This window comes from Geodermatophilus normandii (assembly GCF_003182485.1).
In the GTDB taxonomy this organism is placed as follows: Bacteria; Actinomycetota; Actinomycetes; order Mycobacteriales; family Geodermatophilaceae; genus Geodermatophilus; species Geodermatophilus normandii.
Genome location: NZ_QGTX01000001.1, coordinates 358,236 through 377,968, shown reverse-complemented (window position 1 = coordinate 377,968; position 19,733 = coordinate 358,236). Strand labels below are relative to the sequence as shown.

Genomic DNA, 19,733 nt, shown 5'->3' with positions numbered 1-19,733 from the left:
GCCTCAGAGGAGGCGGCCGAACTCCCAGTGCCACGGCTCGGGCTTCTCGCCGCCGGGCCGGGCCCAGTCGGGGTTGACGAAGCCGAACTGCCCGGCGTGCCCGGTCATCCACGTCCACTGCGGTGTTCCCGCGACGTTGATCCCGCCGCAGAGGTCCACCGCCAGCGCCCAGCCGTGGTTCGACGTCCCCGGCACCGCGGCCAGCACGGGCTTCCGGCGGAACGCGTCGACCTGCGCGGCCATCGACCGGTAGGAGTCGGTGATGCACAGCGGGCTGCCGAACGCCGCCTCGTAGGCGCGGCCGAGCGCGGCGTAGCCGGCCGCGGCGTCGCAGCGCAGCGCGTGGCCGCGGGCGATCGGGCACAGCGCCTCGGCCGGGATGCGGCCGTTGGACCACCCACCCCACGCGGGGCTGACCGGGCCGGCCGGCGCCGGGAGGGCACCGCAGGCGCCGAGACCCGACGCCGACGGCGGCAGCGGCGCGTTCGGCGTCGCGGGGGCGGGCAGGGTCACCCGCACCCCGCGGGCATCGCCGGGCAGTGCGCGCACGCCGACCTGGTACGTCGCCGCCGAGGCGCCCACGACCTCGCCCTCGCCCAGGTACAGGGCGACGTCGGCACCGCCGCCGGAGACGACCAGGTCACCGACCTGCAGCTGCGAGTCGGGCACGACCGCGGCCGCGGCCCACTGCCCCGCCGCGGTGACGGGCAGGTCGTAGCCGGCGAGCAGCCACGCGGAGGCGGTCAGCCCGCCGCAGTCGAAGGCGTCCGGGCCGGTGGCGCCGGCGGAGTAGGGGCGGCCCAGCCGCGACAGCGCGCTGCTCACCGCGGCGACCGTCTCGGCGGGCAGCACGGTCACCGGCCGGTTGCCGACGACGGCCCACGCCACGCCCGGCACCGGCTGACCGGCGGCGTCGAGCGCGGGGGAGAAGCCCTCGGGCAACGACGTCGGGTCGGCCAGCGCGGCGGCCGGCGGCGGCTCGATCCCGGCGGAGGCGAGCTCGGCGAGGAAGGCCTGCCAGCGCTGCAGCGCGGCGGTGTTGCGCTCCTGCTGCGCGCCGGCGGCCGGGACGGTGTCCAGCGCGGCCAGCTGCGCGGCGACGGCGGGGCCGAGCGCGTCCACGGTGTCGCGGACGCCGGCCAGCACGGTGCGGGCCTGCGCGGTCGCGGCCTCGACGGCGTCGCGCGCGAGAGTCACCCGCTCGGCGGCGGCCCGGGCGGCGGCCTCGGCGCGCTCGGCGCGCACCACGGCCGCCTCCCGCGCGCCGGCGGCCCGGTCGGCCAGGGCCTGCGCGTACAGCACGTCCGGCGTGGTCGTCGGCGTGCCGGCCTCCAGGCCGAGGACCGGCATCCGGCCGACGGCGGAGGCCCGGTAGAGGTCGGCCGCGGCAGAGCCCACGGTGACCTGCTCGGCGACGACGGCGGCCCGCGCGGCCTGCTCGCCCTCGACCGCCGCCTGCAGCTCGGCCTGCCGCGCGGTGACCTCCGCCTGCAGCCGGCGGTAGGCGTCGGCGTCCTGCAGCAGCGTGCTGCGCGCGGCCAGGGCCAGGCTCGCCGGGTCGGCCGCCACCGTGGCCGAGCCGGGGGCCGAGGTGGCCGGGGCGAGCAGGACGGTGAGGACGGGCACGAGCAGCGTGGCCAGGCCGACGACGAGCAGCCGGGCCGCCACGGGCCGCGCTCGCGCGGCACGCGGACGGCGGGCCGGCGGGCGGCGGGCTTCGCCCGCTTCGTCGGCTTCCTGCGGGGGCCGGCTTCGCGCCGGCCGGGCGTGGTGGACCCGCGGCGCCGGCGCGGGCGGCGAGCAGGGCGCGCAGCGCCTGGGCCTCGCGGGCGGTGAGCTCCCGCCGCGGGGTGCGGACGTGCGCGGTGCAGGCACGGTGGGTCCCCCGGGCGGTCTCGAACGGCGTGGCCGCGCTCCGTCGGGGAGCGCTCGCCGTGAGATCGACCGTCCGGGGACCCGGAGGAGGGACGGGGGAGCGGGCCTCACCCCTGCGGGGGAGGAGGTGCGCCCACCCGGGGGACCGGGTGGACGCGTGCCCGGGTCAGCGGTCGGGTGGCCACCAGGCGCCGTGGCGCGCCACCAGCGGGATGCGGTGCTCGACGCCGTCCTCGGTGGACACGACCAGCTCGACGGCGGTGATCGGCACCGGCCGGTCGTCGTCGTCGCGCAGCAGCCGCCCGGTGGCCAGCGGGATCGGGGGCAGGACCAGCAGGTCCTCGCCGGGCGGCTCGCTGCCCATGGCCGCCCGGGTCAGCGCTCGGCGAGCGGGACGAAGGCCCGCTCGGTCTCGCCGGTGTAGACCTGCCGCGGCCGGCCGATCTTCGTCGTGGGGTCGGCGATCATCTCGCGCCACTGTGCGATCCACCCGGGCAGCCGGCCCAGGGCGAACAGCACGGTGAACATCCGGACCGGGAAGCCCATCGCCCGGTAGATCAGCCCGGTGTAGAAGTCGACGTTCGGGTAGAGCCGGCGCTCGACGAAGTAGTCGTCGGACAGCGCGATCTCCTCGAGCTGGCGGGCGAGGTCGAGCAGCTGGTTGTCCCCGCCGAGCTTGTCGAGCACCGTGTCGGCCGTCTGCTTGACGATCGCCGCGCGCGGGTCGTAGTTCTTGTAGACCCGGTGGCCGAAGCCCATGAGCTTGACGCCGGGCTCCTTGTTCTTGACCCGCTCGACGAACCGGCCGATGTCGCCGCCGTCGCGCTGGATCGACTCGAGCATCTCCAGCACGGCCTGGTTGGCCCCGCCGTGCAGCGGGCCGAACAGCGCGTTGATGCCGGCCGAGACCGAGGCGAACAGGTTCGCGTGCGAGGAGCCGACCAGCCGGACCGTCGACGTCGAGCAGTTCTGCTCGTGGTCGGCGTGCAGGACGAAGAGCATGTCGAGCGCGGAGGCGAGCTCGGGGTCGAGCTCGTAGGGCTCGGCGGGCAGGCCGAAGGTCATCCGCAGGAAGTTCTCGACCAGGCCCAGGGAGTTGTCCGGGTACAGGAAGGGCTGGCCGACCGACTTCTTGTACGCGTACGCCGCGATCGTGGGCAGCTTGGCCAGCAACCGGACGGTGGAGATCTCCACCTGCTGCGGGTCGAAGGGGTCCAGCGAGTCCTGGTAGAAGGTCGACAGCGCGCTGACCGCCGAGGACAGCACCGGCATCGGGTGCGCGTCGCGCGGGAAGCCCTGGAAGAACTGCTTGAGGTCCTCGTGCAGCAGGGTGTGCCGGCGGAGCCTGTCGTCGAAGGCGGCCAGCTCGTCGGCGGTGGGCAGCTCGCCGTAGATGAGCAGGTAGGTGACCTCGAGGAAGCTGGCCTTCCCCGCGAGCTGGTCGATCGGGTAGCCGCGGTAGCGCAGGATCCCGGCGTCACCGTCGATGTAGGTGATCGTCGAGGCGCACGAGGCGGTGTTCACGAAACCGACGTCGAGGGCGACCTGCCCCGTCGTCGCCAGGAGCTTGGAGACGTCGAGCCCGGAGGATCCCTCCGTCGACGGGACCGTGCGCAGCGGGAGCTCACCCCCCGGGTGGCGGAGGGATACCTCGGGGGTGGTGGCTGTCTCGGTCATGGTGACCCCGACGCTACTGGCGTCGGGCGATCACGACGACAGGGACCGTCGCGGTGCGGGGTGGACCGGACTCCCGGCCCACCCCGCACCGCTCACGGGTGGGTCATGGAGAGGACGTCGAGGGCCTCGTCGAGCTGGGCCTCGGTCAGCTTGCCCTGGTCGACGTAGCCCCGCTCGAGCACGACCTGGCGGATGGTCTTCTGCTCGGCCAGCGACTGCTTGGCGACCTTCGCGGCCTCCTCGTAGCCGATGTACTTGTTCAGCGGCGTGACGATCGACGGCGAGGACTCCGCGTAGGTCCGGCACTGCTCGACGTTGGCCACGATGCCGTCGACGCAGCGGTCGGCCAGGATCCGGCTGACGTTGGCCAGCAGCCGGATCGACTCCAGCACGTTCCGGGCCATGAGCGGCAGGGTCACGTTGAGCTCGAAGACGCCGGTGGTGCCGGCGTACGTGACCGCCGCGTCGTTGCCGATGACCTGTGCGGCCACCTGGATGGTCGCCTCCGGGATCACCGGGTTCACCTTGCCCGGCATGATCGAGCTGCCCGGCTGCAGGTCGGGGAGCTGGATCTCGCCCAGGCCGGTGCGCGGGCCCGAGCCCATCCAGCGCAGGTCGTTGGCGATCTTCACCAGGCCGACGGCGATGGTCTTCAGCTGGCCGGATGCCTCGACCAGGCCGTCCCGGGAGCTCTGCGCCTCGAAGTGGTCGCGCGCCTCGGTCAGCGGCAGGTCCAGCTCGGTGGCGAGCTTCTCGATGATCGCCGCGGCGAAGCCGGGCGGGGTGTTGATGCCGGTGCCCACGGCGGTGCCGCCCAGCGGGAGTTCGCCGATGCGCGGCAGCGAGGCCTGCAGCCGCTCGACGCCGTAGCGCACGGCGGCCGCGTAGCCGCCGAACTCCTGGCCCAGCGTCACCGGGGTGGCGTCCATGAGGTGGGTGCGGCCGCTCTTGACGACCTCGGCGAACTCGGTGGCCTTGCGCGACAGCGAGGCCTCCAGGTGCTGCAGCGCCGGGACCAGGTCGCGCACGATGGCGCGGGTGGCCGCCACGTGGATGGCCGAGGGGAAGACGTCGTTGGACGACTGCGAGGCGTTGACGTGGTCGTTCGGGTGCACCGGCGTGCCCGACGCCTCGGTGGCGAGGGTGGCGATGACCTCGTTGGTGTTCATGTTGCTCGACGTCCCGGAGCCGGTCTGGAAGACGTCGATCGGGAAGTGCTCGTCCCACGCGCCGGAGGCGACGTCGGCGGCGGCGTCGGCGATGGCCTGCGCGACGCCGCCGTCCAGGACGCCGAGGTCGGCGTTGACGCGCGCCGCGGCGCCCTTGATGGCGGCCAGGGCGGCGATGAGCTCGCGCTCGATGGGGGTGCCGGAGATGGGGAAGTTCTCGACGGCGCGCTGGGTCTGGGCCCGCCACTTGGCCCAGGCGGGAACGCGGACCTCCCCCATGGAGTCGTGCTCGATGCGATGGTCCTGCTCGGTGGCCACGCTGGCTCCCGTGTGGTGTCGGTGGGATCGGTGCTGCACGCGTGACCCTAGGACCCGGTGGGACGGGCTCCCGCCGCAGGACCGGTCGCGGCGCCCCGCCACCGGCCCCGCGGGCTCTACGGTGCGGCGACGCCCCGGCCCGAGGAGGCCCCGTGACCCACCCCGACGCCCACGGCACCGTGCCCGGCACCGTGCCCGTGGGCGGCTGGACGCCGTGGGGGACCTGGGACCCCGCCGCCGGCCGCCCGGCCGCCGTCCCCGTCCCGCCCGTGCCCGCTCCCGCGCCGTCGCGGGTGCTGCCCGCCGCGCTGCTGGCCGGCGGCGTCGTCGTGGGCCTGTCGGTCGCCGCCGTCGTCGGCTCGCTCGTGCTCCGCGGTGCCGCCGACGACGTCGGCCGCGCGGCCGGCGCGGCGATGGGGGAGTCGATGGGGCAGTCGATGGGGGAGGCCCTCTACGGCGGCGCTGCCACGGAGTACCACGGGAGCGGGGGCGTCCTGGGGCCGGTCGAGCAGTCCGAGCCGGTGCCACCGGCCGACCTCGGGCCCGACCCCGTCCTCGACGCCTACGCGCAGGGCTGCTTCGACGGCGACCTGCAGTCCTGCGACGACCTGTTCGTGGAGTCGCCGCCGCTGTCGCCCTACGAGGAGTACGCCAGCACCTGCGGCGGCCGCGTGAAGGCCTGGACGGTGCCGTACTGCACCGACCTCGACTAGCGGCACCGCGTGCGCCCACGTACCAGCCGCGACCGAGCCGGGGTGCAGTCACCCGGGCACGGTGGGCGCATCCGACCACGGGAGCGACACCGGAGGTGGGGCGGACCGGAGCCGTCCCGCGCGACCGGCCGGTGCTGGTCGTCGTCTCCCGCCCGACCTAGCCTGACCAGCGCAGACACCTGGACCGAGGAGCCCGCACCATGTCCCAGCCGCCGTATCCGCCGCCGCAGGGCGGCAACGACCCGCAGGGCGAGCAGCCCGCGCAGCAGGGCTGGGGGCAGTCCGACGACCCGACGCAGCAGCTCGGCCAGCCGGCCCCGCCGACCGCGCAGTTCCAGCCGGGCCGGTACGGCCAGCCGGCGGACCGGGACCAGACCTCGCCGATCACCCAGCCCGGCCAGCAGTACGGCCAGCAGGGCCACGACCCGACGCAGCAGTACGGGCAGCAGTACGGCCAGCAGGCGTACGGGCAGCCCGGTTACGACCCGAACCAGCAGTACGGGCAGCAGTACGGCCAGCAGGCGTACGGGCAGCCCGGCTACGGCCAGCCGCCCCGGAAGGGCACCAGGAAGAACGTCGTCATCGCCTCGGTGATCGCCGGTGTGCTGCTGCTCGCGGCCGCGGCCGTGGGGCTGTTCTTCCTGCTGCGCGACGACGACAGCACGCCGATCGCCGACCCGACGCGCACCAGCACCTCGTCGTCGTCCTCGGCGAGCCCGTCGTCGTCCTCGAGCCCGTCCTCGTCGAGCTCGTCGAGCAGTTCCTCGCCCTCCTCCAGCACGTCGTCCGGAGGCGGAGGCGGAGGCGGTGCCGGGGCTCCATCGGCGCCGGTGCCCCCGCAGGGCCTCGGCGAGGACCCCGACGGCGAGTTCCAGCCGCTGGCCGACCGCTGCTTCGCCGGCGACTTCGCCGCCTGCGACGACCTGTGGCCCATCACGCCGTCCGGGTCGGACTACGAGGAGTACGCCGGCACCTGCGGCGGACGGGTCGAGTACCAGGCCGGCACCTGCGAGGCGCGGCTCGGCCAGGGCACCCCGACGCCCGCGGCCGACCCGGTGCCGCCGCAGGGCCTCGGTGAGGACCCGGACGGGGAGTACCAGCCGCTGGCCGACCGCTGCTTCGCCGGCGACTTCGCCGCCTGCGACGACCTGTGGGGCACCTCGCCGTCGGGCTCGGAGTGGGAGCAGTACGCCGGCACCTGCGCCGGCCGGGTGCCCTACGAGGTGGCCAACTGCGAGGGCCGGCTCGGCTGACGCCGGCACCGCGGACGCAGGACGGCCCCGGGGCGATCGCCCCGGGGCCGTCCTGTGCCTGAGGTGCCTACGTCACCGCTCGTCGTCGGAGCGGTCGAAGGGCACCGCGGAGTAGGCTCGCAGCTTCTCCAGCGAGTGCAGGCTGTCGATCGAGCGGATCGTCCCCGACCGCGAGCGCATGACCAGCGACTGCGTCGTGCAGCCGCCGGCGCGGTACTGCACCCCGCGCAGCAGCTCGCCGTCGGTGATGCCGGTGGCGACGAAGAAGACGTCGCCGCGGACGAGGTCGTCGATGGAGAGGACGCGGTCGAGGTCGTGGCCGGCGTCGATCGCCTTCTGCCGCTCCTCGTCGTCCTTGGGCCACAGCCGGCCCTGCAGCGCACCGCCCATGCACTTGAGCGCGCAGGCGGCGATGATCCCCTCCGGGGTGCCGCCGATGCCCAGCAGCAGGTCGACGCCGGTGCCCTCGCGGGCCGCGGCGATCGCGCCGGCGACGTCGCCGTCGGAGATGAACCGGATGCGCGCGCCGGCCTCGCGGACCTCGTGCACCAGCTGCTCGTGGCGTGGGCGGTCGAGGATGCAGACGGTGACGTCCTCCACCCGGCTGTGCTTGGCCTTGGCCACCCGGCGGATGTTCTCGGCCACCGGGGCGGTGATGTCGACGACGTCGGCGGCGGCCGGGCCGGTGGCGATCTTCTCCATGTAGAAGACGGCCGACGGGTCGTACATGGCGCCGCGGTCGGCCACGGCCATGACCGCGATCGCGTTGGGCATGCCCTTGGCCATCAGCGTGGTGCCGTCGATGGGGTCGACGGCGACGTCGCACTCGGGGCCGTAGCCGTCGCCGACCTGCTCGCCGTTGTAGAGCATCGGCGCCTGGTCCTTCTCGCCCTCGCCGATGACGACGACGCCGCGCATGCTCACCGTGCCGATCAGCGCCCGCATGGCGTCGACCGCGGCGCCGTCGCCGCCGTTCTTGTCCCCGCGGCCGACCCAGCGGCCCGCGGCCATCGCGGCGGCCTCGGTGACCCGGACCAGCTCGAGGGCCAGGTTGCGGTCCGGAGCCGGGCGGTCGGTGCGGAAGGTGCTCGCGCGGGGGATCGGGGGCACGGGGCCGTCGGGCACGGGAAGCGTCACGGGACCTCCAACATCGGCACCGTTGCCGGTGGCCACCGTCCGCCGTTCCGGTCCCCCGAGCCGGTCGGGCGTGCGGGGGTCGCGGATGCGGGGCAGCGGGGTTCTGGATCGGTGGTGTGATCCTAGGGGCATGACCACTTCGGGCCCGTCGGGCCAGCAGGCCCCCGAGGAGCAGCCGCCGCCGGCCCCGACCGCCGTCGAGCGGGCCAACCGGATGAGCGCGGCGAACATGATCCGCTCGCTGCTGCCGCTCGTGGTCATCTGCCTGCTCGTCGCCGGCTGGGTCGCCTTCCGGCAGAGCGGCAGCGACCCGGTGCGCCCCATCGACCCCAGCAGCAGCGTCCGGCTGGCCACCGAGCGGGCGTCCTACCCGGTGGAGGTGCCCGCGGGGCTGCCCGACGGCTACCGGCCCACCAGCGCCCGCACCGACGCGCCGGACGCCGCCGACGGGGCCCCGGTCACCCTGGAGATCGGCTACGTCACCCCGTCGGACGAGTACGCGGGGTTCCTGATCACCGACGACGCCGCCGCCGAGCGCCTCACCTCCGTGCTCGACGGTGCGCAGGACGACGGCAGCGTCGACCTCGGCGGGCGCACCTGGACGCGGCTCACCAGCGAGCGGGGCGAGACGGTCCTCACCCGCGAGGACGGCGACGTCACCACCCTGGTCACCGGCTCGGCCGACGACGGCGAGCTGCGGACCGTCGCCGCCGCCGTCGCCCCCGTGTCCGAGCCGAGCTGAGCCTCAGCCCTCCCGGTCGCCCGGCGAGGCCGCGGCCAGGCGCTCGCGGGCACGGTCGAGCCAGTGCTGGCAGAGCTGGGCCAGCTGCTCACCGCGCTCCCAGAGGGCGAGGGACTCCTCGAGGGTGAGCCCCCCGGCCTCGAGCCGGCGGACCACGTCGGCCAGCTCCTCGCGGGCCTGCTCGTAGGTCTGCGTCGGCTGCTCCGGTGCGTCGCTGCTCACGGGTCCCCATCCTGCCTGGCGACGCGCACCGGCAGCCGGCCGCCCGCGACCCGCACCGACAGCCGCTCGTCGTCGGCGACCTCACCGGGGTCGCGCACCAGGGCGCCGTCGGCCCGCTGCACCAGCGCGTAGCCCCGCTGCAGCGTCGCCTGCGGGGAGAGCGCGGTGACCCGCGCGCGGGCGTGGTCGAGGTCGCGCTCGGCGGTCTCGACGCGGTGGGTGAGCGTGCGGCGGGCGCGGTCGCGCAGGGCGACGACGTCGTCGGCCCGGCCGTGCAGCAGCCGCTCGGGGTCGGCGAGCACCGGCCGGCTGCGGACGCCCTCCAGCCACCGCTCGGACTGCTCGATCCGCGTGGTGAGCAGGTGCCGGGCGCGGGCGCGCAGCCCGTCGACCAGCCGGCGCTGCTCGCCGATCTCGGGCACCACGCGGTGGGCGGCGTCGGTGGGCGTCGCCGCCCGGACGTCGGCGACGTGGTCGACCAGGGTGGTGTCGGTCTCGTGGCCGACGGCGGTGACCACGGGGGTGCGGCACGCGGCGATGGCGCGCACCAGGCCCTCGTCGGAGAACGGCAGCAGGTCCTCGACCGAGCCGCCGCCGCGGGCGAGCACGATCACCTCGACCTCGGGGTCGCGGTCGAGCCGCTGCAGGCCGTCGATGACCGACGCGGCGGCGTTCACGCCCTGCACGAGGCTGTGGTGCACGGCGAAGCGCACCGCCGGCCAGCGCCGCCGGGCGGTGACCAGGACGTCCCGCTCGGCGGCGGAGTCCTTGCCGGTGACCAGGCCGACGACGGCGGGGGCGAAGGGCAGCGGGCGCTTGCGGGCGGCGTCGAAGAGCCCCTCGGCGCCCAGCAGCCGGCGGATCCGCTCGATGCGGGCGAGCAGCTCCCCGAGCCCGACGGCGCGGATCTCGGTGGCGCGCAGCGAGAAGGACCCGCGGGCGACGTAGTAGTCCGGCCGCGCCCGCACGATGACGCGGGCGCCCTCGGTGAGCTCGAGGCCGGGCCGGTCGGCGACGTCGCGGGCGCAGGTGACCGGCACGGAGAGGTCGGCGGCGGGGTCGCGCAGGGTGAGGAACACCGTCGCGGCGCCGCGCCGGGAGAGCTGGGCCACCTGGCCCTCGACCCACACCTCGCCGAGCCGGCCGATCCACTCGGCGACCTTGCGGGCCACCGTGCGCACCGGCCACGGCGCCTCGGGGGAGGAGGGGGCGGTCATGCGCCCGAGCCTGCCAGGCAGCACCGACGACAGCGGCCGGGCCCCCGACGGGGACCCGGCCGCTGGGGAACGCGCGTCAGCCGCGGGGCTGCAGCGGGCTGCTGTCGGCCGCCTGCTGCTCGAGCTTCTCCAGCCGGTTGCGCAGCATGGTGAGGAACGGCGCCCGGGCCCGGGTGGCCTCCTCGTAGGCGAGCAGATCGGCGACCGTGGCCAGCTGGTAGCCGCGCAGCCGGCCCCGCAGCTGGGCGATCGTGAAGGAGTCGTAGCCGTCGATCGGTGCCGCGGCGGCCTCCCCGGCGGCACCCTCGCCTCCCGCCGCGTCCTCCTCGGCGGTGTCGGCGTCGCCGACGTCCGTGCGCACCCCGGTGGCCGCCGCCACGGGCGTGCCGCCCTCGTCGGTGGCCTCCGCGGCGGTGTCGGTGGCCGTGTCCGGCTCCGGCTCGACGGCGTCGGTCGCCGCGCCGCTGTCCTCGCCGGGGCCGGGCTCGGCGCCCATCTCCTCGTCGACGCGCGCGTGCTCCTCGGTGACGACGTCGCTGCCCTCGCCCGTCGCCGACCCCTCGGCGGGGCCTCGGCGGTCCCGGTCGCGTCCGCGCGACCGCCCTCGGGGCGACGACGCCCTCGTCGGTGACGGTGCCCTCGACCGTGGTCACCTGGCCGTCCGGCGTGACGACGTCGACCTCGGTGGAGGCGTCCTCGGCCGGCGCCGCGGCGGACTCCGCGTCCTCGCCGAGCACGCCCGCGTCCGGGGCGCCGCCGGCGTCGTCGGTGTCGGTGTCGGTGTCGGTGTCGGTGTCGGTGGCCAGGCCGATGTCGGTGTCGGCGACGCCGGAGTCGGCGGCGTCGGGGACCGTCGTGTCGTCGCTGCCCACGTCGGGCGCACCGGCCAGCTCGCCGACCGGGGAGCCGCCGGGGTCGCTCGCGGCGGGGGTGTCGGCGGCAGGGGTGTCGGTGGCGGGGCGGGGGCGTCGGTGCCCTCGGCCTCCAGCAGCGCGCTCTCCAGCGCGTCCTCGGCGGTCAGCGCAGAGTCGGCGGCGTCCAGCGCGGACTCCGCCTCCTCGGCGCCCTGGACCAGGTCGGTGACGTCCTCGACCGCCGCGACGACCGAGGCCGGCGACGGGTCCTGCGGCAGCCCGGCGAGCTCGTCGTCGACCAGGCCGGCGGCGTCGGTGTCGACGTCGATCTCCATGACGTCGACCTCGGCGGCCGCGATCCCCTCGACCCCGCTCTCCAGTACGCCGGCGGTGTCCTCGACCGCGGCCACGACCGCGTCGGCGGCCGGGTCGGCGGGGAGGGTGGCGACCTCGGCGTCGGAGACGTCGTCGGACAGGCCGTCGCCGACGGTGTCGACGTCGGGGGCGCGGTCGAACGCGGAGTTGTGCAGCACGTCGATCGGCTGCGCGACGAGGGGGGCGCCACCGGCGTCCTCGTCCTCGTCGTCGTCGAAGGTGGCCAGGCCGGGCTCGCGGTCGCCGCGCAGCCCGGTGAGGACCTCGTCGCCGCGCGCGACCAGTCCCGACCACTGCTGCTGCCACTTCATCGCCGTCTGCAGGGCCAGCCCGATCAGGCGCACGGGGAGACCCGGCAGCGTCGAGGGCAGCCGGCGGGCCTCGTCCAGGACGGTGGCGGCCAGGCCGGCGGCGGCGCGGATCGGCTCGGGGATCTCACGGGACATGGGTCCAGCCTGCCGCAGGGCGCGCGGAACGGCATCGTGGCCCCGGCGGCTGCCACCCGGTCGGGCGGCCCTTCCCGCCGACGGCGTGTCGAGCGTCTCGTCGGGAGACCGGCACCCGACGGCGCGCCACCTACGATGGGTGCATGGCTGATCAGCGCGGACGGGTCCTGCTGGCCGATCCCCGGGGCTACTGCGCCGGTGTGGACCGGGCGGTGGTCGCCGTCGAGCGGGCGCTGGAGATCCACGGTGCGCCCGTCTACGTCCGCAAGCAGATCGTCCACAACAAGCACGTCGTCGCCACCCTCGAGCGGCGCGGCGCGGTGTTCGTCGACGAGACCGACGAGGTGCCCGAGGGTGCGGTCGTCGTCTTCAGCGCCCACGGCGTGTCGCCGGCGGTGCACGAGGAGGCCCGCGCGCGCTCGCTGCGGACCATCGACGCGACCTGCCCGCTGGTGAGCAAGGTGCACCAGGAGGCCAAGCGGTTCGCCAAGGACGACTACGACATCCTCCTCATCGGTCACCGCGGGCACGAGGAGGTCGAGGGCACCTCCGGCGAGGCGCCGGAGCACATCCAGCTCGTCGACGGCGCCGACGACGTCGCGAACGTGCAGGTCCGCGACCCCGAGCGGGTGGTCTGGCTGTCGCAGACGACGCTGTCGGTCGACGAGACGCTGGCCACGGTCGACGCGCTGCGGACCCGCTTCCCCGGCCTGCAGTCCCCGCCCAGCGACGACATCTGCTACGCCACGCAGAACCGGCAGCAGGCGGTCAAGCAGATGGCCGACGAGTGCGACCTGGTGATCGTCGTCGGGTCGACCAACTCGTCGAACTCGGTGCGGCTGGTGGAGGTGGCCCTGGAGGCCGGCGCCCGCGCCGCGCACCTGGTGGACTACGCCGCCGAGATCGACCCGTCGTGGCTGGAGGGCGTGGGCACCGTCGGCGTCACCAGCGGGGCGTCGGTTCCCGAGATCCTGGTCAGCGAGGTGCTCGACTGGCTGGCCGAGCGCGGCTACCCCGACGTCGGGACGGTGAAGGCCGCCGAGGAGCGCCTGGTGTTCGCGCTCCCGCACGAGCTGCGCCCCGGTCGCGCCGCCCGCTGACGGTCACGGCAACGGGACGAGCCCCCCTCCCGGCCGGGAGGGGGGCTCGTCCGCGTCTGCGGGGGATCAGCGCCGGGCGGCCCAGCGGACGATCGCCAGCACCAGCGCCACGCCGGTGGCGACGGCCATCGTGGGGAAGCCGCGGACGAGGATCGTGGCGAGGGTCGGCAGCGTGAACGAGGCCGACGGCGCGAGGCCGATGTTGACCAGCGCGACCGCCACGAACACCAGCGGCGGCGCGACGACGACCGTCAGCAGGTCGCGGCGGCGGACCAGCAGCGTGGCGACGGCGGTGGCCGCGACGAGCGTGACGAGGGTCAGCGTGCCCAGCCCCACGCCGAGGAACGAGTCGATCGCGCCGCCGGCGAGCGTGATGACGAAGACGCCGAGGACGGCGAGCACGCCGCGCAGCCGGCTGCCGGCGGCGGGCTCTGCGGCGGCCCGCTCGGCCGCGCGGCCGGCCGGCCGTCCGCCGCGGGGACGCGCAGGTGCGGCGGCCTCCGCGCGGTTCCCGAGCGGGTGGACGGCGGGGTGGGGGGTGCGCTGCTGGGCGGGACGCGCCGAGGGGCGGGCCTCGGCGGCGGGACGGCCGTAGGCGCTGCCGGTCCCGTAGCCGGAGCCGTAGCCGGAGCCGTGACCGGCGCTGCGGCCGGGGCTGCCTCCGCCGGGCCGGCCGCGTGGCGAGGGCGGCGGCACGGGCGGGAGGCCCATGCGCATCGAGCGGTCCGGGCCGGTGGCGTCGGGCCGCGCCGCCCGCGGGACGGCGTAGGAGCGCTGGCCGCCCACTCCGCTGTCCCGCCAGGTGTCGGCTGTGCTCGCCGAGCCCATGGCGTACCTCCCCGTCCGGACCCTCCGGCCCGGTCCGGGCCGCTGTCGTCCTCACGGTAGCGACGGAGGTGTCTCCTGCGGGTGACTTCGCGGTTCCGACTCGCGACAGGTCGCCGTGTCGATTTGGCAACTCTCGGTGAGCCGCGGGGCGGGTGGGACGGACGTGCCCGGCGCGCCGGGTGGGATCCGCCCTCCGGCCCGCCTCAGCCGCCGTCGGTGAGCCGCCAGCGCAGCGGCGCGTCGTCGTCGTCCGGGAGCGGCGGCGGCTCCTCGCCGGCCGGCCGCAGCTGCCGGACCACCGCCTCGACCGGCTCGGGGGTGGGCACCGGCGTCTCGCCGACCCCGAGGTCGTCGAAGCGGCGGGCGGCGGCGAGCACCGAGCGCTCGTAGGAGCCGACCGTCTCGTTGTAGCGGGTCAGCGTGGAGCCCAGGGCGGAGCCGAGGCGGGTGAGGTGGCCCGACAGCGTGGTCAGGCGCGCGTGCAGCCGCCGGCCGACCTCGATGACCTGGTCGGCGTCGCGGGCCAGCCGCTCCTGCCGCCAGGAGTGCGCGACGGTGCGCAGGAGGGCGAGCAGCGTGCTGGGCGTGGCGATGACGACGTCGCGGCCGAAGCCGTACTCCAGCAGCGCCGGCTCGGCCTCCAGCGCGGTGGTGAGGAAGCCGTCGGACGGGACGAACAGGACGGTGAACGGCGCCGCCGGCCGGAACGCGGTGGGGTAGCGGCGGGCGGCCAGCTGGTCGACGTGGGTGCGCAGCTGCCGGGCGTGCGCGGCGACCCGCTGGTCCCGGACGGCCTGGTCGGTGGCCTGCACCGCCTCGATGTACCCGGTGAAGGGCACCTTGGCGTCGACGACGACCTGCCGGCCGTCGGAGAGGGTGACCACGAGGTCGGGCCGCACGCCGGCGCCCTCGTCGTTGGTGGAGGACGGCTGCTCGACGAAGTCGCAGTGCTCGAGCAGGCCGGCCACCTCGACCACCCGGCGCAGCTGGACCTCGCCCCAGCGGCCGCGCACGTGCGGCGTGCGCAGCGCGGTGACCAGCGCCGCGGTCTCCTGGCGCAGCAGCGCGCTGGTCTGCCCGACGGTGCCCATCTGCTCGCGCAGCTCGCCGTGGGCGGTGGCGCGGTCGCGCTCGATGCCGGCCAGCAGCCGGTGCAGGTGGTCCAGCGACTCGTGCAGCGGCTCGAGGCCCTCGTCGGTCGGGCGGCGCCGGGCCAGCAGCGCCACCACCCCGAGCGTCACCGCCGCCCCCAGCAGCACCCCGAGGAGCAGGCCGAGCAGGAGGGAGGCGGCGTCCACCAGAGCAGGGTGCAGCACGGCACCGACAACTCCCGGGAGGTGCGGCCCACAGCGCCGCGGAGGCTCCCTAGGCGGGGACCGGGGCGTGCTCGGCCTCGTGGTCGAGCAGCCAGCGCTTGACCGGCGTGCCCCAGCGGAACCCGCCCAGCCCGCCGTCGGAGCCGAGCACCCGGTGGCAGGGGACGAACAGCGCGGCGGCGTTGCGGGCGCAGGCGTTGGCCGCCGCGCGCACCGCCGACGGCCGCCCGCAGCGGGCCGCGAACTCGGCGTAGGTGTCGGGCTGCCCGGCGGGGACGGTCCGCAGCACCTCCCAGGCGTCCTCGAGGAACGGCCCGGAGCGCTGCCGCACGGGGACGGCGTCGATGGCGCCGAGGTCGCCGGCGGCGTGGGCCTCGACGACGTCGAGGACCGGCAGGTGCTCCGCGCGCTCGACCCACGTGGGCCGCAGCGCGCGGTGCACGACGGGCAGCAGCTCGGCGACGTCGTCGGTCCACCCCGCGGCCAGGACGACGTCGCCGCCGTCGGGTCCGGGGGTGACGACGACGGTGAACGGGCCGGGGGGCGTGGCGACCGTGGCGAAGCGGGCGGACGGGGTCATGACGCACTCCGATCTGCGGGGGAGCGGGTGGAGGGGTGGGTCGGGCGGGTGAAGAGCGCAGGCGCGGCCAGCGCCCAGAGGTGCATCGCGGCGTACGAGCGCCACGGGCGCCAGCGGGTGGCGGCCTCGGCGTCGGAGCTGCCCAGCGACGCCAGCGCGCGGCGCAGCGCCAGGTCACCGGGCAGCCACACGTCGGGGTCGCCGAGGCCGCGCATGACCACCAGCGACGCCGTCCACGGGCCGATGCCGGGCAGGGCCAGCAGGTCGCGCGCGGCGGCCTCCCGGTCGCACCCCGGGTCGAGCACCACGCGGCCCTCGGCCAGGGCGGTGGCCAGGCCGCCCAGCGTGCGGCGGCGGGCGCCGGTCAGCCCGACGGCGGACAGGTCGGCGCCGGCGAGCGCCTCCGGCCGCGGGAAGGCGTGCGTGAGGGTGCCGACCGGCTCGGCCAGCGGCGTCCCTGCCAACGGGAGGAGCCGCGAGGTCAGGGTGCGGGCGCCGGCCACCGACACCTGCTGGCCGAGCACCGCGCGCACCGCCGACTCGGGGCCGTCGGGCGAGGCGGGCACGCGGCGGCCGGGCGCGCCGGCCACCAGGGGCGCCAGCGCGGGGTCGGCACCGAGGACGTCGTCGACGGCGGCGGGGTCGGCGTCGAGGTCGAGCAGCCGCCGGCAGCGGGGGACGGCGGCGCGCAGGTCGCGCAGGTCGGTCAGCAGCAGCCGGGCGGTGACCGCGGGTCCGCCGTCGGGCGCGGGGGAGAGGCGGACGACGCCGGGCCCGGCGGGCAGGTCGAGCACCCGCGAGAACGTCGTCCCGTCCCACTCCTCGAGGCCGGGCACGGCGTGCGCGCCGAGGAAGTGCAGCACCTCGGCGGCGTCGAACGGGGCGCGGGCGGCCAGCCGCAGGGTCAGCCAGCCCGGCGTGCCGCCGTCGCCGCCCGGCCGGCGGCGGCGCAGCTCCGACGGCGTGCAGGCGAACACCTCGCGGACGGTGTCGTTGAACTGCCGGATGCTGGCGAACCCGGCGGCGAAGGCGACGTCGGCCATCGGCAGGTCCGTGGTCTCGACCAGCACCCGGGCGGTCTGCGCGCGCTGGGCGCGGGCCACGGCGAGCGGGCCGACGCCGAGTTCGCCGACGAGCAGGCGGTGCACCTGCCGCTCGGAGTAGCCCAGCCGCGCGGCCAGCCCGGGGACGCCCGAGCGCTCGACCTCGCCGTCGGCGATGAGGCGCATGGCGCGGGCGACGACGTCGGCGCGCACGTCCCACTCCGGGGATCCCGGGACGGCGTCGGGCCGGCAGCGGCGGCAGGCCCGGTAGCCCGCGGCCTGGGCGCCGGCGGCGCTGCCGAAGAAGGACACGTTGCCGGCGGCCGGCGTCCGGGCCGGGCACGAGGGGCGGCAGTAGATGCCGGTCGTGCGCACCGCGGTGAAGAACCAGCCGTCGAAGCGGGCGTCGCGGCTGGCGACCGCGCGGTAGCAGCGTCCGGCGTCGAGCGAGGAGAGCACGCCCCGAGCATGGCACCGCCCGCGGGTCCCGACTGGCGGTTTCCGGACGCCTCCGTGGAGCCCTCTGGTTCGCGTCCGTCACCGCCGCGCTACAGACTGCCGCCACCGCCGGGAGCCGCTCCGGCCGTCGTCCAGGGGGACACCGTGATCGATCCGCCAGCCGCCGCCCGACCGCCCCGCCTCCGGGGGGCGCAGACCACCGGCCGGCAGGTGGTCGTGTTCGCCGACGCGGCCGACGAGCCGGTGGACTGGTCGGCGGCCGGGATCTCCGACGTCGCCGACTCCCGTGACTTCGCCTCCGGCCGGGTCCCCGCCCAGGCGATGCGCGACGCCGGAGCCACCCTGTTCGCCCGGCTCGGCATCGCGGTCGTCGCCGCGGCCCCCGACCGGGTGGCGGCCCTGCGCGGCGCGCGCCGGCCGGTGCTGTCCGTGTCGCCGGAGCTGGTCCACCACGTGCTGCCCGAGGACCCGTCGGCCTACGTCCGGGGCTACCGCGACGGCGTCGCCGACCTCGCCGCCCGCCTGGCCGGCGCGCCGGTGCCGGGGGAGGAGCCCCCGCCGCCGCCCGCGTTCGAGGACACCGCGGCGGCCACCTGGGGGATCCAGGCGGTGCAGGCGACGACGTCGCCGTTCACCGGGCTGGGGATCCGGGTCGCGGTCCTCGACACCGGGCTGGACCTGCAGCACCCCGACTTCGCCGGCCGGGCGGTGACCGCGGAGTCGTTCGTGACCGGGGTGGACAGCGCGCAGGACGGGCACGGCCACGGCACCCACTGCACCGGCACCGCCTGCGGTCCGCGGGTGCCCCCGGCCGGGCCGCGCTACGGCGTCGCGTCGGACGCGGAGGTCTTCGTCGGGAAGGTGCTCAGCGACGAGGGCAGCGGCGACGACGGCGGCATCCTGGCCGGCATCGACTGGGCGGTGGCCAACGGCTGCGCGGTGATCTCGATGTCGCTGGGCGCCGACGTTGCCGAGGCGCACCCGCCCTACTCCGCGGCCGGCCGCCGGGCGCTGGAGCAGGGGTCGCTGATCGTGGCCGCGGCCGGCAACAACGCCGACCGGGAGAACGGCGAGTTCGGCTTCGTCGGCGCGCCGGCCAACAGCGTCGAGGTCCTGGCCGTGGGCGCGCTGGACCCCCGGCTGACCACCGCCTGGTTCTCCGCCCGCAGCCTGCCGGTGCCCGGCGGGGAGGTGGACGTGGCCGCCCCGGGCGTCGACGTGCTGTCGGCCTGGCCGATGCCCGAGCGCTACCACACGATCAGCGGCACCAGCATGGCCACCCCGCACGTGGCCGGCCTCGCCGCGCTCTGGGCGGAGGCCACCGGCCGCCGGGGCTACGAGCTGTGGGCCACGCTCACCCAGGCCGGCCGGCGGCTGACCGAGCCGTCGGTCGACGTCGGCAGCGGCCTGGTGCTCGCGCCGCAGGAGGGCACCGGGAGCGTGCGACGCGCGTAGCCTCCGGCCATGGGGTCCCCGCTGTCGCGCTTCAGCGTGACCGTCGACGACGGCCACCTGGCCGAGCTGGACTCGGTCGCCTCCGCGCTGCGCGACTCGGGCATGGAGGTCGAGCGGGTCCTCGGCGCGCTCGGTGTCATCACCGGCCAGGCGCCGGCCGACGCCCGCCCGTCGCTGCTGGCCGTCCCGGGCGTCACCTCGGTCGACGAGCAGCTGCGCGTCTCGCTCCCGCCGCCGGACGCGTCCGTCCAGTAGCGGGGACCCCTGCGGTGCGCCGTCCGTTGGACGGGGTGTGCAGGCACCCGAGCTCGCCCCGCCCCGCCGGCAGGTCGTCGCGCTCGCGGCCGTCCTCCTCGTGGTCCTCGCCGCGTTCCTGGTGGTGCGCCAGGTGACCGCGGACCCGCCGCGGTCGGCGGAGTGCGCGGCCGCGGAGCCCGCCGTGCGGATCGACCCGGCCGCCGTGCCGGACGGTCCGGTCGCCGGGTACTCCGGTGAGCAGCTGGCCAACGCCGCGGCGATCGTCAACGCGGCCGAGGCGCTCGGGATGGACACGTGTGCCCAGGTGGTCGGCGTGATGACGGCGATGGGGGAGTCCTCGCTGCTCGTCCTCGACCGCGGCGACGCCGCCGGCCCCGACTCCCGCGGGCTGTTCCAGCAGCGGGACAACGGCGCGTGGGGCTCCTACGCCGACCGGATGGACCCGACCACCAGCGCCACCAACTTCTTCCTGGCGCTGCAGGAGGTCCCCGGCTGGCAGGCGCTGCCGCCGACGATCGCCGCGCACCGCACCCAGCGCAACGCCGACCCCGACCACTACGCGCGCTACTGGGACGACGCCGTCGAGGTGGTCAGCGCCCTGGCCGGCCGGCGGGTCCTCGACCCGGGCGACTGAGGGAGGCCGTCCACCGACCGGTGGACGGCGGACCCACCGCGCGGCCGTCCCGGCCGGGGGAG

The 19,733-nt window shown here is 76.4% G+C and carries 20 protein-coding genes; 7 read left to right on the top strand and 13 right to left on the bottom strand.

The genetic code is table 11. The features are described 5' to 3' along the window. Window positions 1–3 precede the first annotated feature (3 nt). The 4 genes from JD79_RS02000 to JD79_RS01985 all read right to left on the bottom strand — a co-directional run bounded on the left by JD79_RS02000 (window position 4) and on the right by JD79_RS01985 (window position 5,039). The gene (locus JD79_RS02000; RefSeq protein WP_245899544.1) at window positions 4–1,668 is read right to left on the bottom strand and encodes an NlpC/P60 family protein; all 1,665 of its coding nucleotides are present in this window, start codon (window positions 1,666–1,668) and stop codon (window positions 4–6) included. Between the two features lie 373 nt (window positions 1,669–2,041). After that, on the bottom strand, window positions 2,042–2,239 hold the full coding sequence (locus tag JD79_RS01995; protein WP_093579616.1) for a hypothetical protein: 198 nt from the start codon (window positions 2,237–2,239) through the stop codon (window positions 2,042–2,044). A gap of 11 nt (window positions 2,240–2,250) precedes the next feature. Next, window positions 2,251–3,552 carry a citrate synthase gene (locus JD79_RS01990; RefSeq protein WP_110004184.1) on the bottom strand — a complete coding sequence of 434 codons (1,302 nt, stop codon included), beginning with the start codon at window positions 3,550–3,552 and terminating at the stop codon, window positions 2,251–2,253. Between the two features lie 92 nt (window positions 3,553–3,644). Further along, window positions 3,645–5,039 (bottom strand): class II fumarate hydratase, encoded by a 1,395-nt coding sequence (locus tag JD79_RS01985; protein WP_110004183.1) that lies wholly within the window; start codon window positions 5,037–5,039, stop codon window positions 3,645–3,647. A gap of 152 nt (window positions 5,040–5,191) precedes the next feature. Between JD79_RS01985 and JD79_RS01980 the strand changes: the two genes are divergently transcribed. Beyond that, window positions 5,192–5,752 (top strand): hypothetical protein, encoded by a 561-nt coding sequence (locus tag JD79_RS01980; protein ID WP_110004182.1) that lies wholly within the window; start codon window positions 5,192–5,194, stop codon window positions 5,750–5,752. A gap of 200 nt (window positions 5,753–5,952) precedes the next feature. After that, complete coding sequence (locus JD79_RS22390; RefSeq protein ID WP_110004181.1) at window positions 5,953–7,005, top strand: hypothetical protein; 1,053 nt, start codon at window positions 5,953–5,955, stop codon at window positions 7,003–7,005. A 72-nt stretch (window positions 7,006–7,077) separates the two neighbouring features. Here JD79_RS22390 and glpX read toward each other — a convergent pair whose 3' ends face one another. Further along, window positions 7,078–8,142 carry a class II fructose-bisphosphatase gene (glpX, locus tag JD79_RS01970; RefSeq protein WP_211307826.1) on the bottom strand — a complete coding sequence of 355 codons (1,065 nt, stop codon included), beginning with the start codon at window positions 8,140–8,142 and terminating at the stop codon, window positions 7,078–7,080. Window positions 8,143–8,272: 130 nt separating this feature from the next. Between glpX and JD79_RS01965 the strand changes: the two genes are divergently transcribed. After that, entirely contained in the window at window positions 8,273–8,884 is a 612-nt protein-coding gene (locus JD79_RS01965; RefSeq protein WP_110004180.1) for a DUF4245 domain-containing protein, read from the top strand. A 3-nt stretch (window positions 8,885–8,887) separates the two neighbouring features. Here the strand turns inward: JD79_RS01965 and JD79_RS01960 are convergent, their stop codons facing one another. From JD79_RS01960 to JD79_RS01945, 4 genes are all read right to left on the bottom strand, one after another. After that, on the bottom strand, window positions 8,888–9,106 hold the full coding sequence (locus JD79_RS01960) for an exodeoxyribonuclease VII small subunit (protein WP_110004179.1): 219 nt from the start codon (window positions 9,104–9,106) through the stop codon (window positions 8,888–8,890). Then, the gene (xseA, locus tag JD79_RS01955) at window positions 9,103–10,323 is read right to left on the bottom strand and encodes an exodeoxyribonuclease VII large subunit (protein WP_110004178.1); all 1,221 of its coding nucleotides are present in this window, start codon (window positions 10,321–10,323) and stop codon (window positions 9,103–9,105) included. Before xseA ends, JD79_RS01960 begins: the two co-directional genes overlap by 4 nt. A 76-nt stretch (window positions 10,324–10,399) precedes the next feature. Next, entirely contained in the window at window positions 10,400–10,819 is a 420-nt protein-coding gene (locus JD79_RS22385) for a hypothetical protein (protein ID WP_170149076.1), read from the bottom strand. 153 nt (window positions 10,820–10,972) lie between these two features. Further along, window positions 10,973–11,998 (bottom strand): hypothetical protein, encoded by a 1,026-nt coding sequence (locus JD79_RS01945; RefSeq protein WP_110004177.1) that lies wholly within the window; start codon window positions 11,996–11,998, stop codon window positions 10,973–10,975. 143 nt (window positions 11,999–12,141) lie between these two features. Here JD79_RS01945 and JD79_RS01940 point away from each other — a divergent pair, with 143 nt between their 5' ends. Continuing rightward, the gene (locus JD79_RS01940; protein WP_110004176.1) at window positions 12,142–13,098 is read left to right on the top strand and encodes a 4-hydroxy-3-methylbut-2-enyl diphosphate reductase; all 957 of its coding nucleotides are present in this window, start codon (window positions 12,142–12,144) and stop codon (window positions 13,096–13,098) included. Window positions 13,099–13,164: 66 nt separating this feature from the next. Here JD79_RS01940 and JD79_RS22380 read toward each other — a convergent pair whose 3' ends face one another. The 4 genes from JD79_RS22380 to JD79_RS01915 all read right to left on the bottom strand — a co-directional run bounded on the left by JD79_RS22380 (window position 13,165) and on the right by JD79_RS01915 (window position 17,324). Then, window positions 13,165–13,926: a DUF6542 domain-containing protein gene (locus tag JD79_RS22380; protein WP_170149075.1), complete on the bottom strand. Its 762-nt coding sequence runs from the start codon at window positions 13,924–13,926 to the stop codon at window positions 13,165–13,167. A 203-nt stretch (window positions 13,927–14,129) separates the two neighbouring features. Continuing rightward, window positions 14,130–15,224, bottom strand: coding sequence for a DNA recombination protein RmuC (locus JD79_RS01925; protein ID WP_110004173.1), 1,095 nt, complete (start codon window positions 15,222–15,224; stop codon window positions 14,130–14,132). A 67-nt stretch (window positions 15,225–15,291) separates the two neighbouring features. Then, window positions 15,292–15,822: a methylated-DNA--[protein]-cysteine S-methyltransferase gene (locus tag JD79_RS01920; RefSeq protein WP_110004172.1), complete on the bottom strand. Its 531-nt coding sequence runs from the start codon at window positions 15,820–15,822 to the stop codon at window positions 15,292–15,294. Then, window positions 15,819–17,324 carry an AlkA N-terminal domain-containing protein gene (locus tag JD79_RS01915; RefSeq protein ID WP_110004171.1) on the bottom strand — a complete coding sequence of 502 codons (1,506 nt, stop codon included), beginning with the start codon at window positions 17,322–17,324 and terminating at the stop codon, window positions 15,819–15,821. Before JD79_RS01915 ends, JD79_RS01920 begins: the two co-directional genes overlap by 4 nt. A gap of 144 nt (window positions 17,325–17,468) precedes the next feature. On the opposite strand from JD79_RS01915, the gene JD79_RS01910 reads away from it, so the two are divergent. From JD79_RS01910 to JD79_RS22935, 3 genes are read left to right on the top strand one after another with little or no spacing between them, the layout of a single operon-like run. Then, complete coding sequence (locus JD79_RS01910) at window positions 17,469–18,779, top strand: S8 family serine peptidase (protein WP_245899541.1); 1,311 nt, start codon at window positions 17,469–17,471, stop codon at window positions 18,777–18,779. Between the two features lie 9 nt (window positions 18,780–18,788). Beyond that, window positions 18,789–19,034, top strand: a complete 246-nt coding sequence (locus tag JD79_RS01905; RefSeq protein WP_110004169.1) for a hypothetical protein — start codon at window positions 18,789–18,791, stop codon at window positions 19,032–19,034. 37 nt (window positions 19,035–19,071) lie between these two features. Beyond that, window positions 19,072–19,671 (top strand): hypothetical protein, encoded by a 600-nt coding sequence (locus tag JD79_RS22935; RefSeq protein ID WP_211307825.1) that lies wholly within the window; start codon window positions 19,072–19,074, stop codon window positions 19,669–19,671. Window positions 19,672–19,733: the final 62 nt, after the last annotated feature.